This window comes from Paraburkholderia phytofirmans OLGA172, assembly GCF_001634365.1.
Taxonomy (GTDB): domain Bacteria; phylum Pseudomonadota; class Gammaproteobacteria; order Burkholderiales; family Burkholderiaceae; genus Paraburkholderia.
In genome coordinates this window covers 23,932-43,420 of the sequence record NZ_CP014578.1, presented here as the reverse complement: position 1 = coordinate 43,420, position 19,489 = coordinate 23,932, and the positions used below count along the sequence as shown (strand labels likewise).

Here is a 19,489-nt window from a genome sequence, read left to right as displayed (position 1 = left end):
CCTGCGCTCAGTGCGCGAACAAATACGCGCGTTCGTCGAGGCGTCCGTTGGCAGCTTTCAAGGTCTCCGACGGGCGGATGCCGAAAAGCTTCCGGTAGTCGGTCGCAAACTGGCTCAAATGCCAGAAGCCCCATGCCGCGGCGATATCCTGGACTGAGCGTGATTCGTGCGACGCATTGCAAAGATCGCGTCGCGCGCCGTTCAGGCGAATCGTGCGCAGATACGTGGCGGGCGCCATCCCGAGCACGTCCTGAAAGCAGTATTGCAACGTGCGCCGGCTCACATGCAAGCGCTCGCACAACTCCGGCACGTTGATCGCGCGGTCGCGATTGGCCAGCACATACTTGCGCGCTTCCGACACGATCGATTGACGGCGCCCACGCGTAGGCATTTCAACCTGTCCATCGGCCGGTAACGCGCCGACGTCGAACAACGAGGCCAGCACCGACGCTTGCAAATTGTTGCGTGCGAACGAGGACAGCGGCGCGCCGCTGGCCGCGCCGTCGTCGAGAAGCTGCCGCAGAGAGGTGCACAGCCGCGCCTTACGAGCCGTGCCGATCGACACGACTTCCGTGTTCGGCAAATGGTCGGCCAGGCCGACGCGCTCTACCTCGGCCGCGTACCGGCGCAGCACGTCACCCTTCACCACCACGCCGAAAATCTCGTAGCCCGCCGAGGTCAGCAATTCGAATTCGATCCCGCCCTGACGAAATGCGAGCGCATCACCCGCGATGACCTGTGCGTCAATACGACCGGAGCCCTCCGGGCAAGTCGGAATACCGAACCAGTAGGCGTCTTCCTGCACTTCGCAGGTTTGGCGCAGCGTATGGCTGGTTGTTTCGACGAACACCTGCATGTGATCGAGACACAACTCCGTCAACCCGCCGACGAAGCGGCCCGCGGTCAGTTGGTCGTAGGTCTGGTTCCAGCCGTGGAGATTACGCGCTTGCTCATCTGCATCGTAAGCGACGCAGGTCTGCACGCAAAAGCTCGGCTGTTGCGCGTACGTCGGTGCTGTCAGGCTGTCGTTTCGGAATTCAATCGTCATACCAGATCTGCGAAAACGGAATATCGAGGAGAAACAGAAGGCAATTCCCATGCCGAACGGATTCGCCGCTTACTTCGCTTCGCTTTGACCGGCAGGGTGCTCACGCCCTGTTCAATTCCTGAACAGCGCCGCGCACACTGGTCAGAAACGAAGCGCTCATTCCTCGGCACAGTGAGCCATGTCATGCGCCATGCCTCGCATGAGTGCCTGCTGCGCCTACACGGCTCACCAGCGCGGTGCATTGGCACGGTTCTGGCTCTAGCCTCTCGCGGCCAAGCGAAATATCGCGCCGAATATAGCCCATTCAAACATGTGAGGAGCACACAGATGAATCACGCAGAGATGCAGTTTCTGACGACCGAATTCCCGTACAAAAAGCAGTATGCGAATTTTATCGGCGGCGAATGGGTCAAGCCTGTGGGTGGTGAGTACTTCGACAACGTATCGCCGATCACTGGCGAGCCGTTCACCTCGATCCCGCGTTCGCGCGAAGCCGATATCGAACTCGCACTCGACGCCGCGCATCGTGCGAAGGCAGCGTGGGGCAAGACCTCGACCACCGATCGCGCGAACATTCTGAACCGTATCGCCGACCGGATGGAAGCGAATCTGCAACGCATCGCCGTGGCTGAAACGATCGACAACGGCAAGCCGCTACGCGAAACGATGGCTGCGGATATCCCGCTCGCCATCGATCATTTCCGCTATTTCGCCGGCGCCGTGCGTGCGCAGGAAGGCTCGATCTCCGAGATCGACCACGACACAGTCGCGTATCACTTTCACGAGCCGCTCGGCGTGGTCGGCCAGATCATTCCGTGGAATTTCCCGATCCTGATGGCGGTATGGAAGCTCGCGCCTGCGTTGGCTGCCGGCAATTGCGTCGTGCTGAAGCCAGCTGAGCAAACGCCTGCGTCGATTCTCGTGCTGCTCGAACTGATCCACGATTTGCTGCCGCCGGGCGTGCTGAACGTAGTGAACGGTTTCGGCCTCGAAGCCGGCAAACCGCTCGCGTCGAGCAAGCGCATCGCAAAGATCGCTTTCACGGGCGAGACAACAACCGGCCGCCTGATCATGCAGTACGCGAGCCAGAACATCATTCCGGTGACGCTCGAACTCGGCGGCAAGAGCCCGAACATTTTCTTTGCCGACGTGATGAACAAGGACGACAGCTATTTCGACAAGGCGCTGGAAGGCTTCACGATGTTCGCGCTGAATCAGGGCGAAGTGTGCACGTGTCCGTCGCGTGTGCTGATCGATGAAAAGATTTACGACCGCTTCATGGAGCGCGCATTGAAGCGTGTGGCTGCGATTACGCAAGGCCATCCGCTCGATACGAAGACGATGATCGGCGCGCAGGCCTCGCAGGAACAGCTGGAAAAAATCCTCTCGTACGTCGACCTCGGCAAGCAGGAGGGTGCTGAGTGTCTGATCGGCGGCGAGCGCAATAAACTCGACGGCGAACTGAGCAAGGGCTACTACGTGAAGCCGACCGTATTCCGCGGCCACAACAAGATGCGCATCTTCCAGGAAGAAATCTTCGGGCCGGTCGTTTCCGTGACGACCTTCAAGAACGAAGATGAAGCGCTCGAGATCGCCAACGATACGCTCTACGGTCTGGGCGCCGGTGTGTGGACGCGCGACGGCACGCGCGCCTATCGCTTCGGCCGGGAAATCCAGGCGGGCCGCGTGTGGACCAACTGCTATCACGCGTATCCGGCACATGCTGCGTTCGGCGGCTACAAGCAATCGGGCATCGGCCGGGAAAATCACAAGATGATGCTCGACCACTATCAGCAGACCAAGAACATGCTCGTCAGCTATAGCGATAAGCCGCTCGGCTTCTTCTAAGCGTAACGACCCTGTCCGAGCGGGCCGCATTGCGCGGCTCGCTCTTTTTCAGCGAGGGCATGTGATGGCTGATGAGAAGGAAGTGGCCCGCGTGATCGCCACGCCTGCTGCGGTCGATTTGATCGAAAAGCTATGCGCCGAACACGGGGCCGTGTTGTTTCACCAATCCGGTGGATGCTGCGACGGCAGCGCGCCGATGATGTTTCCCCAGAGTGAGTTCATGGTCGGCTCGTCCGATGTGAAACTCGGCGCGATTGCCGGCGTGCCGTTCTACATGAGCGAATCGCAGTTCGAATACTGGCAGCACACGCAGTTGATCATCGACGTGGTGCCGGGCAATGGCGGAATGTTTTCTTTGGAACGGCCGAGCGGGTTGCGGTTCTTGACGCGTTCGCGACTGTTCGAGGATAACGAGAATGCGTGGCTCGAAACGCATCCGGTGGAACGGGTGGATGATTAGCGTTTTAATGTCACGCTTGAGTTCGGATTGTCATTGACTGCGGGAGTGCTCGTTAGCAGTGCGTCGCTAATTTGAATCGTCGCCGACTGCGGGCACTGTCGGCGTACTCGCCAGCAGTGCGTCGCTATCGTCCTTCAGACCGACACCCGTGAGACCGAGGCGCCTTGCATGCGTCAGAAGGTAATGCAACTTGTGCGCGGCCAATGGATAGTCCAGACCTTCAGGCCGCACGTTCGAAATGCAGTTGCGTTGCGCATCGCTGCAGCCCACCTTAGGCGCGTAAGTCAGATAGACGCCGAGGCTATCCGGCGAACTCAAACCTGGACGCTCCCCGATCAGCATCACCACCAGCCTGGCATTGAGCAACTCGCCGATCTCGTCACCGAGCGCGACGCGTGCCTGACGCGCGACGACGACGGGACCGATCTTCCAATCGGCCAGACGCGGAATGACAGCTTGCAGCAGCGGGATCGATTGCTTCGACGCAGCGAATGCAGAGAGGCCGTCGGCGATCACGAAGACCACTTCGGGTGAATCGACCTTGAGTTGTCCAAGCGCTGTGCGGCTTTCGTCGCTTAAACGCCTCCCGAGATCAGGGCGCCGCAAATAATGCTCGCGATCGGGCGCGGCACTGTGCACATCCAGTGTGCTGAAATTTTGCGCGCGCAGCTGTGCGTGCAGCACGTCCGTATCGAGTGGATGATGTACCGCGTCGCGCGCCTGCGCATGCGAAAGGTTGAACGCCAGCAACGGCGCAGTCGGCAAACTATTGCCAGCGCGGCCCAGCGCGATCCGCGCGTTGGTGAACTGCCGCAACGCGTTCCATGGATTCTTTTCGAGGAAGTCGCTCATGCGATACCCAGCCAGTCATTCGCGCCTTCCAGCAGCGGTTGCTGTGACGATGCACTCAGCAAAGCACCACGAGCGTCGGTGATCTGCATCGACTCCAGCCATTCTTCGAATTCCGGTGCACGGCGCAGGCCGAGCACGTCGCGCACGTAGAGGGCGTCGTGGAATGACGTGCTTTGATAGTTGAGCATCACATCGTCCGCGCCGGGAATGCCCATGATGAAGTTGATGCCCGCCACGCCCAGTAGCGTGAGCAGGTTATCCATGTCGTCCTGATCGGCTTCGGCGTGATTCGTATAGCAGATGTCGCAACCCATCGGCACGCCAAGCAGCTTGCCGCAGAAGTGGTCTTCGAGACCCGCGCGCGTGATCTGCTTGCCGTCGTACAGATATTCCGGTCCGATGAAACCGACCACCGTGTTCACCAGAAACGGATTGAACTTGCGCGCGACGGCATAGGCGCGTACTTCGCACGTTTGCTGATCGACGCCAAAATGCGCATCGGCCGACAAGGCACTCCCCTGCCCGGTTTCGAAATACATCAGGTTATTGCCGACGGTGCCACGCTTCAACGACAACCCTGCTTCATACGCTTCCTGCAACAGCGCAAGCGAAATACCGAAACCCGCATTCGCTTTCTCCGTGCCGGCAACCGACTGAAACACGAGATCGACCGGCGCGCCTTTTTCGATCGCCGCGATCGTGTTGGTGACGTGGGTCAGCACACACGATTGCGTCGGCACCTGATAGCGCTGGCGGAAGTCGTCGATCATCAGTAACAGCTTGGTGATCGCGGCGAGATTGTCGCTGGCTGGGTTGATGCCGATCATCGCGTCTCCGCAGCCGTACATCAGGCCGTCGAGCATCGATGCGGCGATGCCTTTGACATCATCGGTCGGATGATTCGGTTGCAGACGCACCGACATATGACCCGGCAAGCCGACCGTATTGCGAAAGCGCGTGATCACCGGACGTTTACGCGCCGCCGCGATCAGATCCTGGTTGCGCATCAGCTTCGAGACCGCCGCCACCATTTCCGGCGTGAGGCCGGCGGTGATGCGCGTCAGCGCGTCCGCATCGGTCGTGCCGCTCAACAGCCAGTTGCGGAAATCGCCGACCGTCAGATGCGAGATCTCAGCGAACGCTTGCGGCGAGTGATCGTCGATCACGAGGCGCGTGACCTCGTCGCTTTCGTACGGGATCAACGCTTCATTGAGAAACGTGCGCAGCGGCACCTGCGCGAGTGTCATTTTGGCCGCGACGCGCTCTTCTTCGCTCGCCGCTGCGACGCCCGCGAGCTGGTCGCCTGAACGCAGCGGACTGGCTTTCGCCATCAACGTTTTCAGGTCGGCGAAACGATACGTGCGGCTGCCAATTGTCTCGGTGTAGCTCATCTTCACAACTCCATCGCCGCTGCTTGCGCAGCGGCTCGATCCGTCACTCTTCGAGCAAAACGTCTGCAGGCGCTGCTTCGCGTTGATGGCGCGTCAACAGGAAGTAGACGTAGCCGAGCGCGAGGAAGATCGCGAACACAATGGCCACCAGAAAATTGAAGTAGACCATCGTGCCCAGACAAATCACCGCGGCCACCAGTGCGAACGCCGGAAAGAACGGAAACAGCGGCGCGCGGAACGGGCGCTCCATGTTCGGGTCCGAGCGGCGCAGCTTGAACAGCGACAACATGCTGATGATATACATCACGATAGCGCCAAATACCGACATCGTCACGATGTTCGCCGTCAGCGTCTGACCGCCGAACTGGATCAGCTCGTCGCTATAGATCGCGGCGATGCCGACTACACCACCCGCAATGATCGCGCGATGCGGCGTCTTGAAGCGCGGATGCACTTTCGAGAGCCACTCCGGCAGATAACCCGCGCGGGCCAGCGCGAAGATCTGCCGCGAATAGCCGAGGATGATGCCGTGAAACGACGCGACGAGCCCGAACAGACCGAGCCACACCAGCATATGCATCCAGCCGCTATGTTCGCCGACGATGAATTTCATGGCTTGCGGCAACGGATCGTTGATGTTCGACAGCTTGGTCCAATCGCCGGCAGCGCCTGCGAACACCATCACGCCGATTGCGAGCAGCACCAGCGTCAGAATGCCGGCGACGTAGGCGATCGGAATCGAACGCTTGGGATTCATGGCTTCTTCGGCGGCCATCGCGACACCTTCGATCGCGAGGAAAAACCAGATGGCGAAGGGAATGGCCGCGAACATGCCGTGGAACGAGCCCATGCTGAAGGTATCCGCGCCGGACCAGCCGCCTTTCGTGAAGTTCGACCACTGAAAGCCGGGCGACACGACGCCCATGAACACCAGCAATTCGAAGATCGCGAGTAGCGTCACGCACAACTCGAAGGCCGCGGCGATCTGCACGCCGACGATATTCAACGCCATGAAGACGAGATACGCGCCCATCGCCGCGTGTTTCGGTTCGAGACCCGGAAACTGCACGTGCAGATAGGCGCCGATCGCGAGTGCAATCGCGGGGGGTGCGAACACGAATTCGACTAAGGTCGCCGCACCAGCCAGATAACCGCCGGTTGGGCCAAAAGCATGACGCGCGTAGGCGAACGGGCCACCCGCCTGCGGAATCGACGTGGTGAGTTCGGTGAAACTAAAAATGAAAGTGGTGTACATCGCCGCGATAAAAACCGCCGTGATGACGAAGCCAAGCGTGCCGGCGCTCGCCCAGCCATAGCTCCAGCCGAAATACTCGCCGGAAATGACCAGACCGACCGCGATTCCCCACAGTTGCCACGTGCCGAGCGTCTGCTTCAACTCGTGATGCGTGACTTTACCGACGTGCTGACTTTTGGATTCTGATTTCATCGGGCGCTCCTGATGTTGCCGCTTGCTCGACGCCGCAAGACTTTGCGGTGCATAGGCGGACAGGCTTCAACCGATGGTAGTGAGCCATTATTCGAGGTGTTATCGAAATTCGGCAAAGTTCGGGCGCGTTTGTGTGAGTGGGTGCTTAACTCCGTTTACGTGCGGTAGGTGAGATTCGCAGGATTTGGTAAATTGGGACGCAGTACTTTGGTTCGCATCTGCTCGGCAGTCTTCTTTCGGTTAGTTAACGGAGATCTGTTTGCCGTTTGTTTGAAGGCTTTGCAGGGCCTGTGCTGCCTTTGTGCATGTTTACGCAGCGTGCTTTCCGGATGCCTCTCTGGTTTTTATAGTCTTTGTATATGTATACGTAGTAATAGTTAAGGAAGCTCTGCACAACTAGCTTTGAAGCGTTACCTTTCACATCGAGCGCAACCTCGGCGTTCAGATCTTTGTTGGTGAGCTGATTGCGAGGGGTTTTCCGCGCTCCGGAGCGCTCCAACCAGACATATGGCCTTCATCGGCCCGGTGTTTCAAGCTTTGCGCAAAGCTCTGCGAGCCATCCATAAATTGCCCAAAGCAAACAGCGTGGTGATCTGGGCGATGTTCTTCGGCAAACCACGATAGCGCGTCTTCATGTAACCGAACTGCCGCTTGAGGATGCGAAACGGGTGTTCGACCTTGGCCCGAATACCCGCCTTCAGGCGTTCGATCTGATCGTATATCGCGTCCAACGAATCACTCAGATCCAGTTTCCTGCGCTTTGCCGGTCGCATTGCAACATGCCAACGCACCGCCTCAGGCTCACAACGCTTTTCGATACCCTGATATCCGGCGTCCGCGTACACATCCGTTTCTTCACCATGCAGCAACGTCTGGGCTACGGTAATGTCGTGAACATTGGCCGCCGTTCCAATGACCGTATGGACCAGGCCCGAATCGGCGTCCACGCCGATATGCATTTTCATCCCGAAGTACCAGTTGCCACCTTTCTGCGTTGATTGCATTTCAGGATCGCGCGTGCCGGAGCCATTCTTTGTCGAACTGGGCGCGGCGATCAGGGTGGCGTCGACTGCCGACCCAGCCTTAAGCATCAGGCCTTTCTCCGTCAGGATTTCATTGACCAGCGCCAGCATTTGCACCGCCAGACCGTGCGTTTCCAGCAGATGGCGGAACCGGAGAATCGTGCTTTCATCCGGCAAGCGGACCATCCCGCCGTCGAGACCCGCGAACTCGCGATACAGCGGCACGTCATAGAGTGCCTCTTCCATGGCAGGGTCTGACAGACCGAACCATTGCTGCATGAAATGAATCTGCAGCATCGTCGCAATCGGGAACGGCGGCCGACCGGTTTTGCCCGTGGGATAGTGCGGCTCGATCAGCGCAATCAGCTTCAACCAGGGCACAACGCGTCGCATCTCATCGAGAAATTCCCGCTTGCGCGTGCGCTTCGTTGACAGATCCAGACCAAGACCAAGTTGCGTCATTACACTGCTCCCCACCTAATTGGCTCTGCTTCCAGGATAGCTCAGCAGCAACGCAATGCCAGGACTTTTGCAGACCTTCCTTAACAAGCATCCCACCTGGCTGTGGATAACTTGATTCTTCGTTTACGGATCAAGGGGCTGCGGAATCGATAACCCTGCGGAGCGTAGGCGAACAGGGGCAAGGAGCCAGGGAGAACTTTTGACTGAGCCGGCGGGGTCGCGGATTTATCAAAGTTTCGCCCACAACGTGTCAGGTGGCTTGTACAAAAGTTGTCCAGAGGGGGCTGTGGATAAGTGGAGTGACTTATCCAGCGCTCAGTCCGCTAACTCATACGACGTGCTGCGGCCCCCTGCTGCTGATTTTTTCAACACGCCGAATGCGACGAGTTCGCTGATGTCGCGCAACGCGGTATCCGGTGAACACTTCGCAATGGCTGCCCACTTGCTGCTGGTTAACTTGCCGTCAAAACCGTCAAGCAGCCGACTCAGCAGTTTGACTTGCCGCTCATTGAAAGGCGTGCTCGCCCAGCGTTGCCAGAAGCGTGCTTTGAACAGCACGACGCTCAGCGTGAGTTGTGCATGATCGACTGCGCGATGCAAAGCACCGAGGAACCACGCCAGCCATTCGGTGATGTCGAGTGTGTCCTTTTGTGTGCGCTCGAGAATGTCGTAATAGTCTTTTCGCTCACGTTGAATCTGTGCCGACAAACTGTAGAAGCGCTCTGGGCTGCCATCAGCGCGCGCCAGAAGCAGATCGCCAATGGCCCGTGCGATGCGGCCGTTGCCGTCGTCGAAAGGATGCAGCGTAACGAACCAGAGGTGAGCGAGCCCCGCTTTGAGCACCGGTTGATCGGCCGAATCGGTGTTCAGCCAGGCTAGAAATCGGCCCACCTCCGTTTCCAGCCGTGCCGCGGGCGGTGCCTCGAAGTGGACTTTCTGACGCCCGATCGGGCCGGAAACAACTTGCATGGGCCCTTTGGAATCGTCGCGCCAGTTGGCAACGCTGATCCGGGACATGCCGCTGAACCCGGTCGGAAAAAGCGCCGCGTGCCATCCAAACAGGCGCTCTTTCGACACCTCCGCCGAGCAATTCAGGGTGGCGTCGAGCACCATCTCTACGACGCCTTCAACGTGACGGTCGACCGGCGCGAGCGCGCCAATCTCGACGCCGAGCTTGCGTGCTATCGACGAACGCACCGATGCAACATTGAGCTGTTCGCCCTCTATCTCGCTGGTTTTAACGACGTCTTCGGTCAGCGCGACAAGACTGGCCTCGCCGCGCAACGTCAGGCCCACATCGGCAAGACGCCCGAACAATAGCCCTTGGGCTCGGGACACTTCCGCGAGCGGGGCCGTAAGGCGTGACAAGTCATAGCGCCATGCGGGCCATTCGGGGGATTCCCAGATGTATATCCAATCTCCGCGATTCATGCGGAGATTATGGCCTATTTTCTCCGCGGGTACAAATTATTCTCCGCATTTAATGCGGAGAATAACGAGGCTATTCGCCGCTCGGGGTCGTCAGCGCCTCGCGTGCGAATGGTCTTTCAAGCGGATTGGGTGAATAGCTGCGGCAACGTCAAATCAGAATTCGCTGTCACACTTGGCCGCTAGCCGAGTCCTACGAGCCCTCGTCGGCCAACGACGTGAACTATCATCGATAGTTTCGGATATTGCGGTCGCTTCAGCCTTTCCAACGCCCTGCCCCATGAACTTCGACTATTCCACGTTGGACCTGTTGCGCCAGAACCATCCCGCATGGCGCCTGCTACGCTCGGATCACGCACCGCTCGTCGCGAGCTTCCTGCAGCGAACGTTCACGGCGCCCAACGTGCGCGTCATCGCGCAAGCGGATCTGGCCGAAGCCCTCGAAGACGAACTGTTTGCATTGCGCGAGCAACTCGGCCCTTCCGCCTTTCCCAAAGCGGCTTCCGACTATCTGAACGACTGGGCGGCGAACGATAAAGGCTGGCTGCGCAAGTTCTATGGCCCGAACTCGGACGAACCGCATTTCGATCTGACGCCCGCTACGGAGAAAGCCATCGCATGGCTTGGCACATTGACTGAACGCAGTTTCGTCGGCACGGAATCGCGGCTGCTCACGCTGTTCGAATTGCTCAAGCAAATGAGCGAAGGCAGCGAACGGGACCCCGAGGCGCGCCTTGCCGAACTTCATAAGCGCCGTGCGGAGATCGACGCGGAAATCGCGCGTGCAGAGGCAGGCGACATTGCCATCATGGACAACACCGCGCTGAAAGACCGCTTCCAGCAATTCACCGCCATTGCGCGTGAACTACTGACCGACTTCCGCGAGGTGGAGCACAATTTCCGCGGCCTCGACCGTCGCGTGCGCGAACGCATTGCGCTATGGGACGGTGCAAAGGGCGAACTGCTGGAAGAAATCATGGGCGAACGCGATACGATCGCCGACTCGGATCAGGGCCGCAGCTTCCGCGCGTTCTGGGACTTTCTGATGTCGAGCCGTCGTCAGGAAGAACTGACCGCCTTGCTCGACCGCGTGCTCGCGCTTCCGCCCGTGGCCGAACTCAAACCCGATGCGCGCACCCGGCGAGTCCACTATGACTGGCTCGAAGCCGGCGAGCACACGCAGCGCACGGTCGCGTTTTTGTCACAGCAGCTGCGGCGCTTTCTCGACGACCAGGCGTGGCTCGAGAACCGCCGGATCATGGACATCCTGCGCGGTGTCGAGGCGAAAGCGCTGGCATTGCGGGACACGCCGCCGTCCGGTGAAATAATGACGATCGCCGATACGGCCGCCGACATCGAATTGCCGATGGAACGCCCCCTCTATTCACCGGCGCTGAAACCGCGCATCGCGTCGATTTCGATCGAGGCGGGCGACGCCGATATCGATGCAGCGGCGTTGTATGCACAAGTCGTTGTCGACAAAGCCAGACTGACCTGGCACATCCGTCATGTCCTGCAGGATCGCTCGCAAGTGACGCTGCGCGAACTGTGCGAGATGCAGCCGCTGCAGCAGGGTTTGGCCGAACTGGTCGCCTACCTGCAACTTGCCGGCGACACCTTCAGCAGCGTGGTGGACGAACAGTCCAGTGAGACGATCGTGTGGCGCAGCGTGAAAGAAGGCGGCGAACACCAGACCCGGCAGGCGAGCCTGCCGCGCGTCATTTTCGTGAGATGAACATGCTGGAACCCGAACAAGACGCCACGGCGTCGATGCACGATCTGTCGAGCCTTCTGATTCCCTTGCTCAAAGGGGTCATTTACCGGGACGCGGATACGGCACTGTGGGGCGCGTTGCTCGACCTGCAAGCCCGCGTCCGCGACTACGTCACGGTCCTGAACCTAGAGCTGGTACTCGACGAAGCCGAAGGCTACGCGTTTCTACGCTCACGCCCCGAGAACGGCGACGATTCCCCCGCTCTGCCGAGGCTCGTGGCAAGACGCCCGTTATCGTTTCCCGTGAGCCTGTTGCTGGCGTTGCTGCGCAAGAAGCTCGCCGAGTCCGATGCCAGCGGCGGAGAGACGCGCCTCATTCTCGTGCGGGAGCAGATCGTCGACATGGTCCGGGTGTTCCTGCCTACCGGCAGTAATGAGGCCAAACTGACCGATCAGATCGATACCCACATCAACAAGATCATCGAACTCGGCTTTTTGCGCAAACTCAAGCCGGTCGCCGGCAAGCGCGACGGGCAAGCGACCGCGTTCGAAGTGCAGCGCATCCTCAAAGCGTTTGTCGATGCGCAGTGGCTGGCCGATTTCGATGCACGGCTCGCCGGCTATCAGGCGCAACTCGGGGCCGCGGCAGGGAGCGCCGATGACTGACATGCAACTGCCCGGACTCGATTTCGTCGCCGACGACGCCCTGTCCGGTTTTCGCCTGCATCAGCTGGAAGTCTTCAATTGGGGGACATTCGACGGCCGGGTGTGGACACTGAAACCCGACGGCAAAAATGCGCTGCTGACAGGCGATATCGGCTCCGGAAAGTCGACACTCGTCGATGCCGTGACGACGCTGCTGGTGCCCGCGCATCGCATTGCGTACAACAAGGCGGCGGGTGCCGACAGCAAGGAACGCACACTGCGGTCGTACGTGCTCGGTCATTACAAATCGGAGCGCAATGAGTCCAGCGGGACAGCCAAGCCCGTCGCGCTGCGAGATCACAACAACTATTCGGTGATTCTCGGCCGGTTCCACAATGCCGGCTACGACCAGACCATCACCCTTGCGCAGGTGTTCTGGATGAAGGATCCGCACGGGCAGCCCGCGCGGCTGTTCGTCGGCGCGGAACGGGCGTTGTCGATTGCTGCCGACTTCGCCGGGTTTGGCCCCGACATCGCCGGCCTGCGCAAGAAGCTGCGCGTGGCCGGTGCGGAGGTATTCGACAGTTTCCCGCCCTACGGTGCGTGGTTCCGGCGCCGCTTCGGCATCGAGAACGATCAGGCACTGGAGTTGTTTCATCAAACGGTGTCGATGAAGTCAGTGGGCAATCTGACGGATTTTGTCCGCAGTCACATGCTCGAACCATTTGATGTTGCGCCACGCATGACCGCGCTGATCGGTCACTTCGACGACCTGAACCGCGCGCATGAGGCGGTGTTAAAGGCCAAGCGGCAGATGGAGCGGCTCCATCCGCTCGTCGACGATTGCGAGCGGCACGCGCTGCTCGTGTCGCAAGTCGACGATCTGCGTGCCTGTCGGGAAGCGCTCCGCTCCTATGCCGCCGATCTCAAACTCGATTTGCTCAACAAACGCATTGAGAATCTCGCTGCGGAATGGGAGCGACAGGACGCTCATGTGAAGCGGCTCGACGCGGCACGCTCCGCTCAACGAATCCAGGAGAGCGAACTGCGCCGCCATATTGCCGACAACGGAGGCGATCGGCTGGAGCGGCTCGAGGCCAAGATTCGCTCGAAGGATCAGGAATGCGCGGGACGTAAGCAAAAGGCACAGCGCTACGGTGAGCTCGCGCAGATTATCGGCGAGCCGCTTGCGCAAGACGAACCCGGCTTTCTCGCGCTTCGGCGGCGCCTGCCGGAACTTATCGAAAGCGCGCGATCGGACGATGACCGCTTGCAGAACGACCTGACCGAACACGGCGTCAGTTTCCGCACCGGCAAACAGGAGCATGACGTGCTGCTGGCCGAGATCGAAAGTCTGAAGAGCCGGCGCAGCAACATCCCGGCCGAACAGATCGCCATGCGCGCAGCGTTGTGCGACGCCCTTGCGCTGCCCGAAGCCGATCTGAGCTTTGCCGGCGAATTGCTGCAAGTCCGCGAGGACGAACGCGACTGGGAGGGCGCCGCCGAGCGTCTGTTGCGCAATTTTGGCCTGTCCCTGCTGGTCTCCGACGAGCACTATGCCGCCGTCACCGAATGGGTCGATGGAACCCATCTGAAGGGGCGGCTGGTCTATTTTCGCATCCGCCAATCCGCGCGACGGGAACGCCCCGAATTGCACCGTGACTCGCTGGCACGAAAGCTTTCCGTCAAACCCGACTCGCCGTTTTACGACTGGCTCGAGTACGAAGTGGCGCAGCGCTTCAATGTGGTGTGCTGCGACACGCAGGAACAATTCCGCCGCGAGACGCGCGCCATTACACGGGCCGGTCAGATCAAGGCGCCGGGCGAGCGGCACGAAAAGGACGATCGTCATCGACTGGACGACCGTCGCCGTTACGTATTGGGTTGGACCAACACCGCAAAAATTCAGGCGCTTGAAGCGCAATCCGCTCAGTTGAGCGCGCAACTGCGAGATCTCGGCGCGCAGATCGGCAGGATTCAGGAGCAGCAGAGCGCGTTGAAGACGCGCCTGAACGCATTGTCGTTGCTCTCTGAACATGCCGACTATCGCGAGCTCGACTGGGGCACGCTCGCGACGGAAGTCGCCGAGTTGCGCGACGAGAAAGCACGTTTGGAATCCGCATCCGACTTGTTGCAACAGTTGACGGAACGTCTGAATCAGGTCACCGCCGCGCTTGCCGATATCGAGGCGCAACTCGATGGACATAAAGCGGAGCGCACACGTACTGAAGAGCGACAGCGCATCGCTGACGATCTGCACGCGCAAACCCGAACGATTCTGGATGATCAGGCTTATGCCGGTCATGTCGCTTACTTTGCCCGGCTCGCGGAGTTGTGGCCCGAGGTGCTGGGTAAGCACCAGTTGACCGTCGAGTCTTGCGACAATCGCGAGAGCGATATGCGCAAGTGGTTGCAAGAAAATATCGATGCCGAAGAAAAAAAGGTCTCGCGCCAGCGCGACAAGATCATCGATGCCATGCGAGCCTACTGCGTGGCGTTCCCACTGGAGACCCAGGAAGTGGATGTCGCGATCGAGGCGGCGGCAGAATATCGCACCATGCTCGACACGTTGAAAGCCGACGATTTGCCGCGTTTCGAGGCTCGCTTCAAAGACCTGCTCAACGAAAATACCATCCGCGAGGTAGCCAACTTTCAGTCGCAACTGGCTCGCGAGCGCGAGACGATCCGCGAGCGGATCGAACTGATCAACGAGTCGCTTACGCAGATCGACTACAACGCCGGGCGCTATATCGTTCTCGAAGCGCAGTTGAGTCAGGATGCCGAGATTCGCGACTTTCAGAGCGACTTACGGTCGTGTACGGAAGGCACGCTCACCGGCTCGGAAGACGTGCAGTATTCCGAGGCGAAGTTTCTCCAGGTCAAGCAGATCATCGAACGCTTTCGCGGCCGTGAAGGATTGACTGAGCAGGATCGCCGCTGGTCGGCCAAGGTCACCGACGTGCGCAACTGGTTTGGGTTCGCGGCCAGTGAACGTTGGCGTGAGGACGGCAGTGAGCACGAGCACTATTCCGACTCGGGCGGCAAATCAGGCGGGCAGAAAGAGAAGCTCGCCTATACGATTCTGGCGGCCAGCCTCGCGTATCAATTCGGTCTTGAATGGGGCGCGGTGCGTTCGCGCTCGTTCCGCTTTGTGGTGATCGACGAGGCCTTCGGACGCGGTTCGGATGAGTCCGCGCAATACGGTTTGCGGCTGTTCGCGCAGTTGAACCTGCAATTGCTGATCGTCACCCCGTTGCAGAAGATTTATATCATTGAGCCGTTTGTTGCCAGCGTCGGTTTTGTCGATAACAAGGAAGGACGGGAGTCGCGGCTGCGTAATCTGTCGATTGAGGCGTACCGCGAGGAAAAAGCCAGGAGCGAAATGTGAGTTGGACGACTCCGGCGGATTTGCGCGCACAGGTGAACAGGCTTTGGGAACGCGGCGAACTGCTTGCCAATGTGGCGGTGGATGCGGCTTCGTTCCCGAAGCGTCTCGTCCTTAAAGGTCCTACGTCTGCCGAGATAGCGGAGCGCTTCGAAGATATCCGTCAGTGGAGCAGCGCGCTCAGAGCCATGCCGCATTGCAGACTGCAAATGCGTGAGTTTCGACATCGCGTGTTTGGCGCGAATGCCTTGCCGAATGAGGCGTGGATCGACTCGTTCGAGGAAGCGGTTGCGTTGATCGGAAAGCAGCGCGATGCGGCGCGGTTTAGATCGTTGTTGAACGTCACGCGGATGCGCGAACCGCGCCTCGTGCCGTGGCTTGCTAAAAGACCGTTGCGGGCACTTGAGCTTGCTGAGGTGTGGGAGCGTTTGCTGGATGTGTGTGTTTGGCTCGAGCGGCATCCGCGCCCTGGTGTGTATCTGCGGCAGATCGATATCGTGGACGTGCACACTAAATTTATCGAAGGCCATCGCGGTGTGCTTGCCGAGTTGCTGGACTATGTTCTGCCAATTGAAGCGGTCGACGCGGCATGCTCAGGTCTCAGCCAGTTTTCACTACGCTATGGGTTTCGCGACAAGCCGCTGCGGATCCGCTTTCGCATGCTGGATGCGAAGAAGGCGCTATTTCAGCCCGCCACGACCGAGCAGGATGTCACGCTGGACGCCGCCAGTTTTGCGCAGCTCGATCCTGGGGTTAGCCGGGTTTTCATCACCGAGAACGAGATTAATTTTCTGGCCTTTCCGCCTGTTGACGACAGTATGGTTGTCTTCGGCGCCGGCTATGGTTTTGACATGCTGGCAGATGCCACGTGGCTGGCGAATCGCAGGGTGCTCTACTGGGGCGATATCGACACGCATGGATTTGCGATCCTCGATCAGTTGCGCTGCCTGTTCGGCCATGTCGAGTCGTTTTTGATGGACCGCGAAACGCTGCTGACTTTCACGTCGCAATGGGATCGGGAAGATAAGCAGACAACGCGTGATTTGCCGCGGCTTAGTCAGGATGAACAGGCGCTATACGATGACTTGCGTGATAACCGGTTGCGCAAGAATTTGCGGTTGGAGCAGGAGAAGATTGGGTTTGGGTGGGTGGAGGCGGCGCTTGGGAAGCTGCGGCGGGAGACGTGAGCAAATAAATAACGCACGCATCAGCCCGCCCGGTCTTATATCATCACCTCACATTGAGATAAGGACCGACGTGGCCCATCCGAGCAGGGACGCCTCCAGTGCCCTATTTCACCCCGCCAGACCGATGCGATTAGTTATCCCCAGCCGTCTGGGGGAGCCATCACCCGAAGAGGTTTTAAGATGCAAAGTGACCTTGCTAGCTTGCGCGACCTCGTTCGTCAGTTTGCGGATGAGCGCGACTGGGACAAATTTCACACGCCAAAGAATCTCGCGACGGCTTTAAGCGTCGAGGCAAGTGAGCTCCTGGAGCCGTTTCAGTGGCTGAGCTCGGGAGACAAGAGCGAACTGGACGACGGCAAGCAAACCGCTATTCGTCACGAAATGGCGGACGTATGTGATGGTCTAATTTCCTCGGACAGGTCGATAGGAGGACAATCCGGAATCGACGAGGAAACAGAGCAAGATGACAAGAAGGCGCCGACAATTTGACGCCAGCTTCAAGCTGGAAGTGGTACGGATGGTACGAGACCAGGGTTTATCGGTCAGCGAAGTCAGCCGGTCGATGGACCTGGTTGAGACAGCCGTACGGCGCTGGGTGGCGCAGTACGATGCGGAACGCTCTGGCGGCGCCGGCGAAGGTAAGCCGCTGACGGCGGAACAGCAGCGCATCCGGCAACTTGAAGCTGAGAACCGGCAATTGCGGGAGGACAATGCGCTACTAAAAAAAGCGTCGGCCTTCTTTGCCCGGGAACTGAAGTGACTTACCGAGTGGTAACGCACTTGCAACAGGAGGCCGTATCGGTCAGTAACGCCTGCCGGGTTTTGCAGGTGAGCCGCTCTGGCTACTATGCACACCGGCGAGCAAAGCCGAGTGCAAAGAGTCTGCAGGAGCGCAGCCACGTCAAGGCAGCATTCGCCGCCAGCGGCGCGAGCTATGGCAGCCGGCGTGTGATGCATGCGCTGCGGGAACAGGGGCTACGTATCGGTCGTTACCGGGTGCGTACGCTAATGCGCGAAGCGGGCCTGCGCACGAGCTGGCGGCGCAAGTTCGTCTCGACGACCGACAGCAGGCATACGCTACCTGTAGCCGCGAACCTGCTCGACCGGCAGTTTGAGGTGGCCGAACCCAATCGCGCGTGGGTTTCGGACATCACGTATATCCGCACGGCGCAGGGCTGGCTGTATCTGGCGGTCGTGCTGGACCTGTACTCACGCAAGGTGGTTGGCTGGTCCATGGCGCCCACCATGCCGGCCGGACTGGTCATGTCGGCATTGACCATGGCGCTGCAGCAGCGTCGGCCTGAGCCAGGACTGGTCCTGCATTCGGACCGTGGAAGCCAGTACGCGAGCGATGAATACCAGGCGTTGCTGAAGCAGCATCACGTGGTTTGCAGCATGAGCCGCAAGGGAAATTGTTGGGACAATTCGGTGATGGAGCGGTTCTTCCTGAACCTGAAAATGGAGCGCGTGTGGCAGCGTCGATACGCCAACCACGACGAGGCACGGCGCGACATCAACCAGTACATCGTCGGTTTCTACAACGCTGTACGCTTACATTCGACTTTAGGCTATCTGTCGCCCGTCGCCTACGAGGCGAAACCGACAGTGAAAGAGCCTATCGGCCTGTCCGAAATAACTTGACCACTACAGTATTGCTATACCTCGTCCGACTTGCAGACAAGCTTGATGTCGACCTCTATCAAGCCTGTTTGGAAAAAATGGATGTCAATCGGACGAAGTATCCCGCCGAAAAAGTCCGGGGAGATTCGCGTAAGTACTCCGAATACCAAGACTAAGAATCAAACCAAAACTAAAACGAAAATCAAAGATCAATGTGCTGCGCGATCAGCACTTGCTCAAGGCTCGACTGGGCTGAGCCCCAGTGCCGGCGGAAGGCGCGATTGGCTTGCGTCCTGGACTGGGAGGCTGAACCGGCTATTTTTTGCCGACCGGTGGCACCGTACCCGTGGCGCCCGGGGCTGACCGATCGTTAGGCTTAACATCGACAAACTCCACGCTGCGTAAGATTCTCAGTGCAGTCGGGAGAAAGTTTGCCTTTTGATCGGATAAGTTCATAACTTGCCCCTCTCCGCAAATCGCCTTCGCATCGTGAAACAGACAGTATGACAATGCACGCGCGCGCTGACGGGGATCCCCGATCACGTCATCGGTCGTCCGTGCGAATCCGCTAGCATTGGAAGTGTGAATCGCGTAGATGTGTGTTGCAGGGGCGAGACTGTCCTTGTCCTGTTCATCAAGAAAGTATGCAACCCACGTCTTTTTTTCTGGATCAAAGTATCCACCGTGTTCTTTAGCCACATCATTTCTATCTGCAATTCGGTCAACACATCCTATCGAGAACCCGAAACGTTGGCTGATTCCGTTGGAATCAAGGGTTTCGCTATATCCTGCAAACTTATAATTATTCTCCTCCCTCGGCTTCATAATTTCCCCGCGCGCACTCGGCGTGATGGAAATTTTGCAAGTTTGAAGTTCTATTTCACCTCTTTCGCTCGCGGCCTTGAGCTTCGCATTAGCATAACCGCTCAAAGGCACAACAAATAGGATCAAAGCAACCGCAACGGTGTTTTTCGATTTCAT

At 59.0% G+C, this 19,489-nt stretch carries 15 protein-coding genes and 1 pseudogene; 9 read left to right on the top strand and 7 right to left on the bottom strand.

Translation table 11 applies throughout. From position 1 onward, the window contains the following. Positions 1–7 precede the first annotated feature (7 nt). Positions 8–1,048 carry a helix-turn-helix domain-containing protein gene (locus tag AYM40_RS00180; protein ID WP_063494439.1) on the bottom strand — a complete coding sequence of 347 codons (1,041 nt, stop codon included), beginning with the start codon at positions 1,046–1,048 and terminating at the stop codon, positions 8–10. A gap of 327 nt (positions 1,049–1,375) precedes the next feature. On the opposite strand from AYM40_RS00180, the gene adh reads away from it, so the two are divergent. Further along, complete coding sequence (adh, locus tag AYM40_RS00175; RefSeq protein WP_063494438.1) at positions 1,376–2,896, top strand: aldehyde dehydrogenase; 1,521 nt, start codon at positions 1,376–1,378, stop codon at positions 2,894–2,896. 64 nt (positions 2,897–2,960) lie between these two features. Next, positions 2,961–3,356 carry a DUF779 domain-containing protein gene (locus tag AYM40_RS00170; protein ID WP_063494437.1) on the top strand — a complete coding sequence of 132 codons (396 nt, stop codon included), beginning with the start codon at positions 2,961–2,963 and terminating at the stop codon, positions 3,354–3,356. A 66-nt stretch (positions 3,357–3,422) separates the two neighbouring features. On the opposite strand, the gene eutC is transcribed toward AYM40_RS00170, so the two are convergent. The 5 genes from eutC to AYM40_RS00145 form a co-directional block, all read right to left on the bottom strand. Continuing rightward, the gene (eutC, locus tag AYM40_RS00165) at positions 3,423–4,208 is read right to left on the bottom strand and encodes an ethanolamine ammonia-lyase subunit EutC (protein WP_063494436.1); all 786 of its coding nucleotides are present in this window, start codon (positions 4,206–4,208) and stop codon (positions 3,423–3,425) included. Next, a complete protein-coding gene (locus AYM40_RS00160; RefSeq protein ID WP_063494435.1) occupies positions 4,205–5,599 on the bottom strand; it encodes an ethanolamine ammonia-lyase subunit EutB in 1,395 nt (464 codons plus the stop codon). Before AYM40_RS00160 ends, eutC begins: the two co-directional genes overlap by 4 nt. Before the next feature lie 43 nt (positions 5,600–5,642). After that, complete coding sequence (eat, locus tag AYM40_RS00155; protein WP_063494434.1) at positions 5,643–7,046, bottom strand: ethanolamine permease; 1,404 nt, start codon at positions 7,044–7,046, stop codon at positions 5,643–5,645. Between the two features lie 530 nt (positions 7,047–7,576). Then, positions 7,577–8,530, bottom strand: a complete 954-nt coding sequence (locus AYM40_RS00150) for an IS5 family transposase (protein ID WP_063494433.1) — start codon at positions 8,528–8,530, stop codon at positions 7,577–7,579. Positions 8,531–8,845: 315 nt separating this feature from the next. Continuing rightward, positions 8,846–9,961 carry a Fic family protein gene (locus AYM40_RS00145; protein ID WP_063494432.1) on the bottom strand — a complete coding sequence of 372 codons (1,116 nt, stop codon included), beginning with the start codon at positions 9,959–9,961 and terminating at the stop codon, positions 8,846–8,848. A 277-nt stretch (positions 9,962–10,238) separates the two neighbouring features. Here AYM40_RS00145 and AYM40_RS00140 point away from each other — a divergent pair, with 277 nt between their 5' ends. The 7 genes and pseudogenes from AYM40_RS00140 to AYM40_RS42155 form a co-directional block, all read left to right on the top strand. Continuing rightward, complete coding sequence (locus AYM40_RS00140; RefSeq protein WP_063494431.1) at positions 10,239–11,693, top strand: DUF3375 domain-containing protein; 1,455 nt, start codon at positions 10,239–10,241, stop codon at positions 11,691–11,693. A gap of 2 nt (positions 11,694–11,695) precedes the next feature. After that, positions 11,696–12,337 carry a DUF4194 domain-containing protein gene (locus AYM40_RS00135; RefSeq protein WP_063497775.1) on the top strand — a complete coding sequence of 214 codons (642 nt, stop codon included), beginning with the start codon at positions 11,696–11,698 and terminating at the stop codon, positions 12,335–12,337. Further along, complete coding sequence (locus AYM40_RS00130; RefSeq protein ID WP_063494430.1) at positions 12,330–15,704, top strand: ATP-binding protein; 3,375 nt, start codon at positions 12,330–12,332, stop codon at positions 15,702–15,704. Before AYM40_RS00135 ends, AYM40_RS00130 begins: the two co-directional genes overlap by 8 nt. Then, positions 15,701–16,888, top strand: coding sequence for a Wadjet anti-phage system protein JetD domain-containing protein (locus AYM40_RS00125; protein WP_063494429.1), 1,188 nt, complete (start codon positions 15,701–15,703; stop codon positions 16,886–16,888). The genes AYM40_RS00130 and AYM40_RS00125 overlap by 4 nt, the downstream gene beginning before the upstream one ends. A 180-nt stretch (positions 16,889–17,068) precedes the next feature. Further along, on the top strand, positions 17,069–17,377 hold the full coding sequence (locus AYM40_RS00120) for a nucleotide pyrophosphohydrolase (RefSeq protein ID WP_063494428.1): 309 nt from the start codon (positions 17,069–17,071) through the stop codon (positions 17,375–17,377). Continuing rightward, positions 17,352–18,529, top strand: a protein-coding gene (locus AYM40_RS00110; protein ID WP_201788151.1) for an IS3 family transposase whose coding sequence is annotated in 2 segments (ribosomal slippage) — positions 17,352–17,619 and positions 17,619–18,529 — 1,179 coding nt in all. Because the reading frame shifts where the segments join, the coding sequence is not laid out codon by codon here. The genes AYM40_RS00120 and AYM40_RS00110 overlap by 26 nt, the downstream gene beginning before the upstream one ends. 8 nt (positions 18,530–18,537) lie before the next feature. Then, positions 18,538–18,684 (top strand): annotated as a pseudogene (locus AYM40_RS42155) (nucleotide pyrophosphohydrolase); the annotation flags it as partial. Positions 18,685–18,823: 139 nt separating this feature from the next. On the opposite strand, the gene AYM40_RS00105 reads toward AYM40_RS42155, so the two are convergent. Further along, entirely contained in the window at positions 18,824–19,489 is a 666-nt protein-coding gene (locus AYM40_RS00105) for a hypothetical protein (protein ID WP_063494425.1), read from the bottom strand.

Coding starts and splice junctions, on each gene's coding strand:
- AYM40_RS00180 (WP_063494439.1), bottom strand. CDS start 1,048: ATGACGATTGAATTCCGAAACGACAGCCTGACAGCACCGACGTACGCG.
- adh (WP_063494438.1), top strand. CDS start 1,376: ATGAATCACGCAGAGATGCAGTTTCTGACGACCGAATTCCCGTACAAA.
- AYM40_RS00170 (WP_063494437.1), top strand. CDS start 2,961: ATGGCTGATGAGAAGGAAGTGGCCCGCGTGATCGCCACGCCTGCTGCG.
- eutC (WP_063494436.1), bottom strand. CDS start 4,208: ATGAGCGACTTCCTCGAAAAGAATCCATGGAACGCGTTGCGGCAGTTC.
- AYM40_RS00160 (WP_063494435.1), bottom strand. CDS start 5,599: ATGAGCTACACCGAGACAATTGGCAGCCGCACGTATCGTTTCGCCGAC.
- eat (WP_063494434.1), bottom strand. CDS start 7,046: ATGAAATCAGAATCCAAAAGTCAGCACGTCGGTAAAGTCACGCATCAC.
- AYM40_RS00150 (WP_063494433.1), bottom strand. CDS start 8,530: ATGACGCAACTTGGTCTTGGTCTGGATCTGTCAACGAAGCGCACGCGC.
- AYM40_RS00145 (WP_063494432.1), bottom strand. CDS start 9,961: ATGAATCGCGGAGATTGGATATACATCTGGGAATCCCCCGAATGGCCC.
- AYM40_RS00140 (WP_063494431.1), top strand. CDS start 10,239: ATGAACTTCGACTATTCCACGTTGGACCTGTTGCGCCAGAACCATCCC.
- AYM40_RS00135 (WP_063497775.1), top strand. CDS start 11,696: ATGCTGGAACCCGAACAAGACGCCACGGCGTCGATGCACGATCTGTCG.
- AYM40_RS00130 (WP_063494430.1), top strand. CDS start 12,330: ATGACTGACATGCAACTGCCCGGACTCGATTTCGTCGCCGACGACGCC.
- AYM40_RS00120 (WP_063494428.1), top strand. CDS start 17,069: ATGCAAAGTGACCTTGCTAGCTTGCGCGACCTCGTTCGTCAGTTTGCG.
- AYM40_RS00105 (WP_063494425.1), bottom strand. CDS start 19,489: ATGAAATCGAAAAACACCGTTGCGGTTGCTTTGATCCTATTTGTTGTG.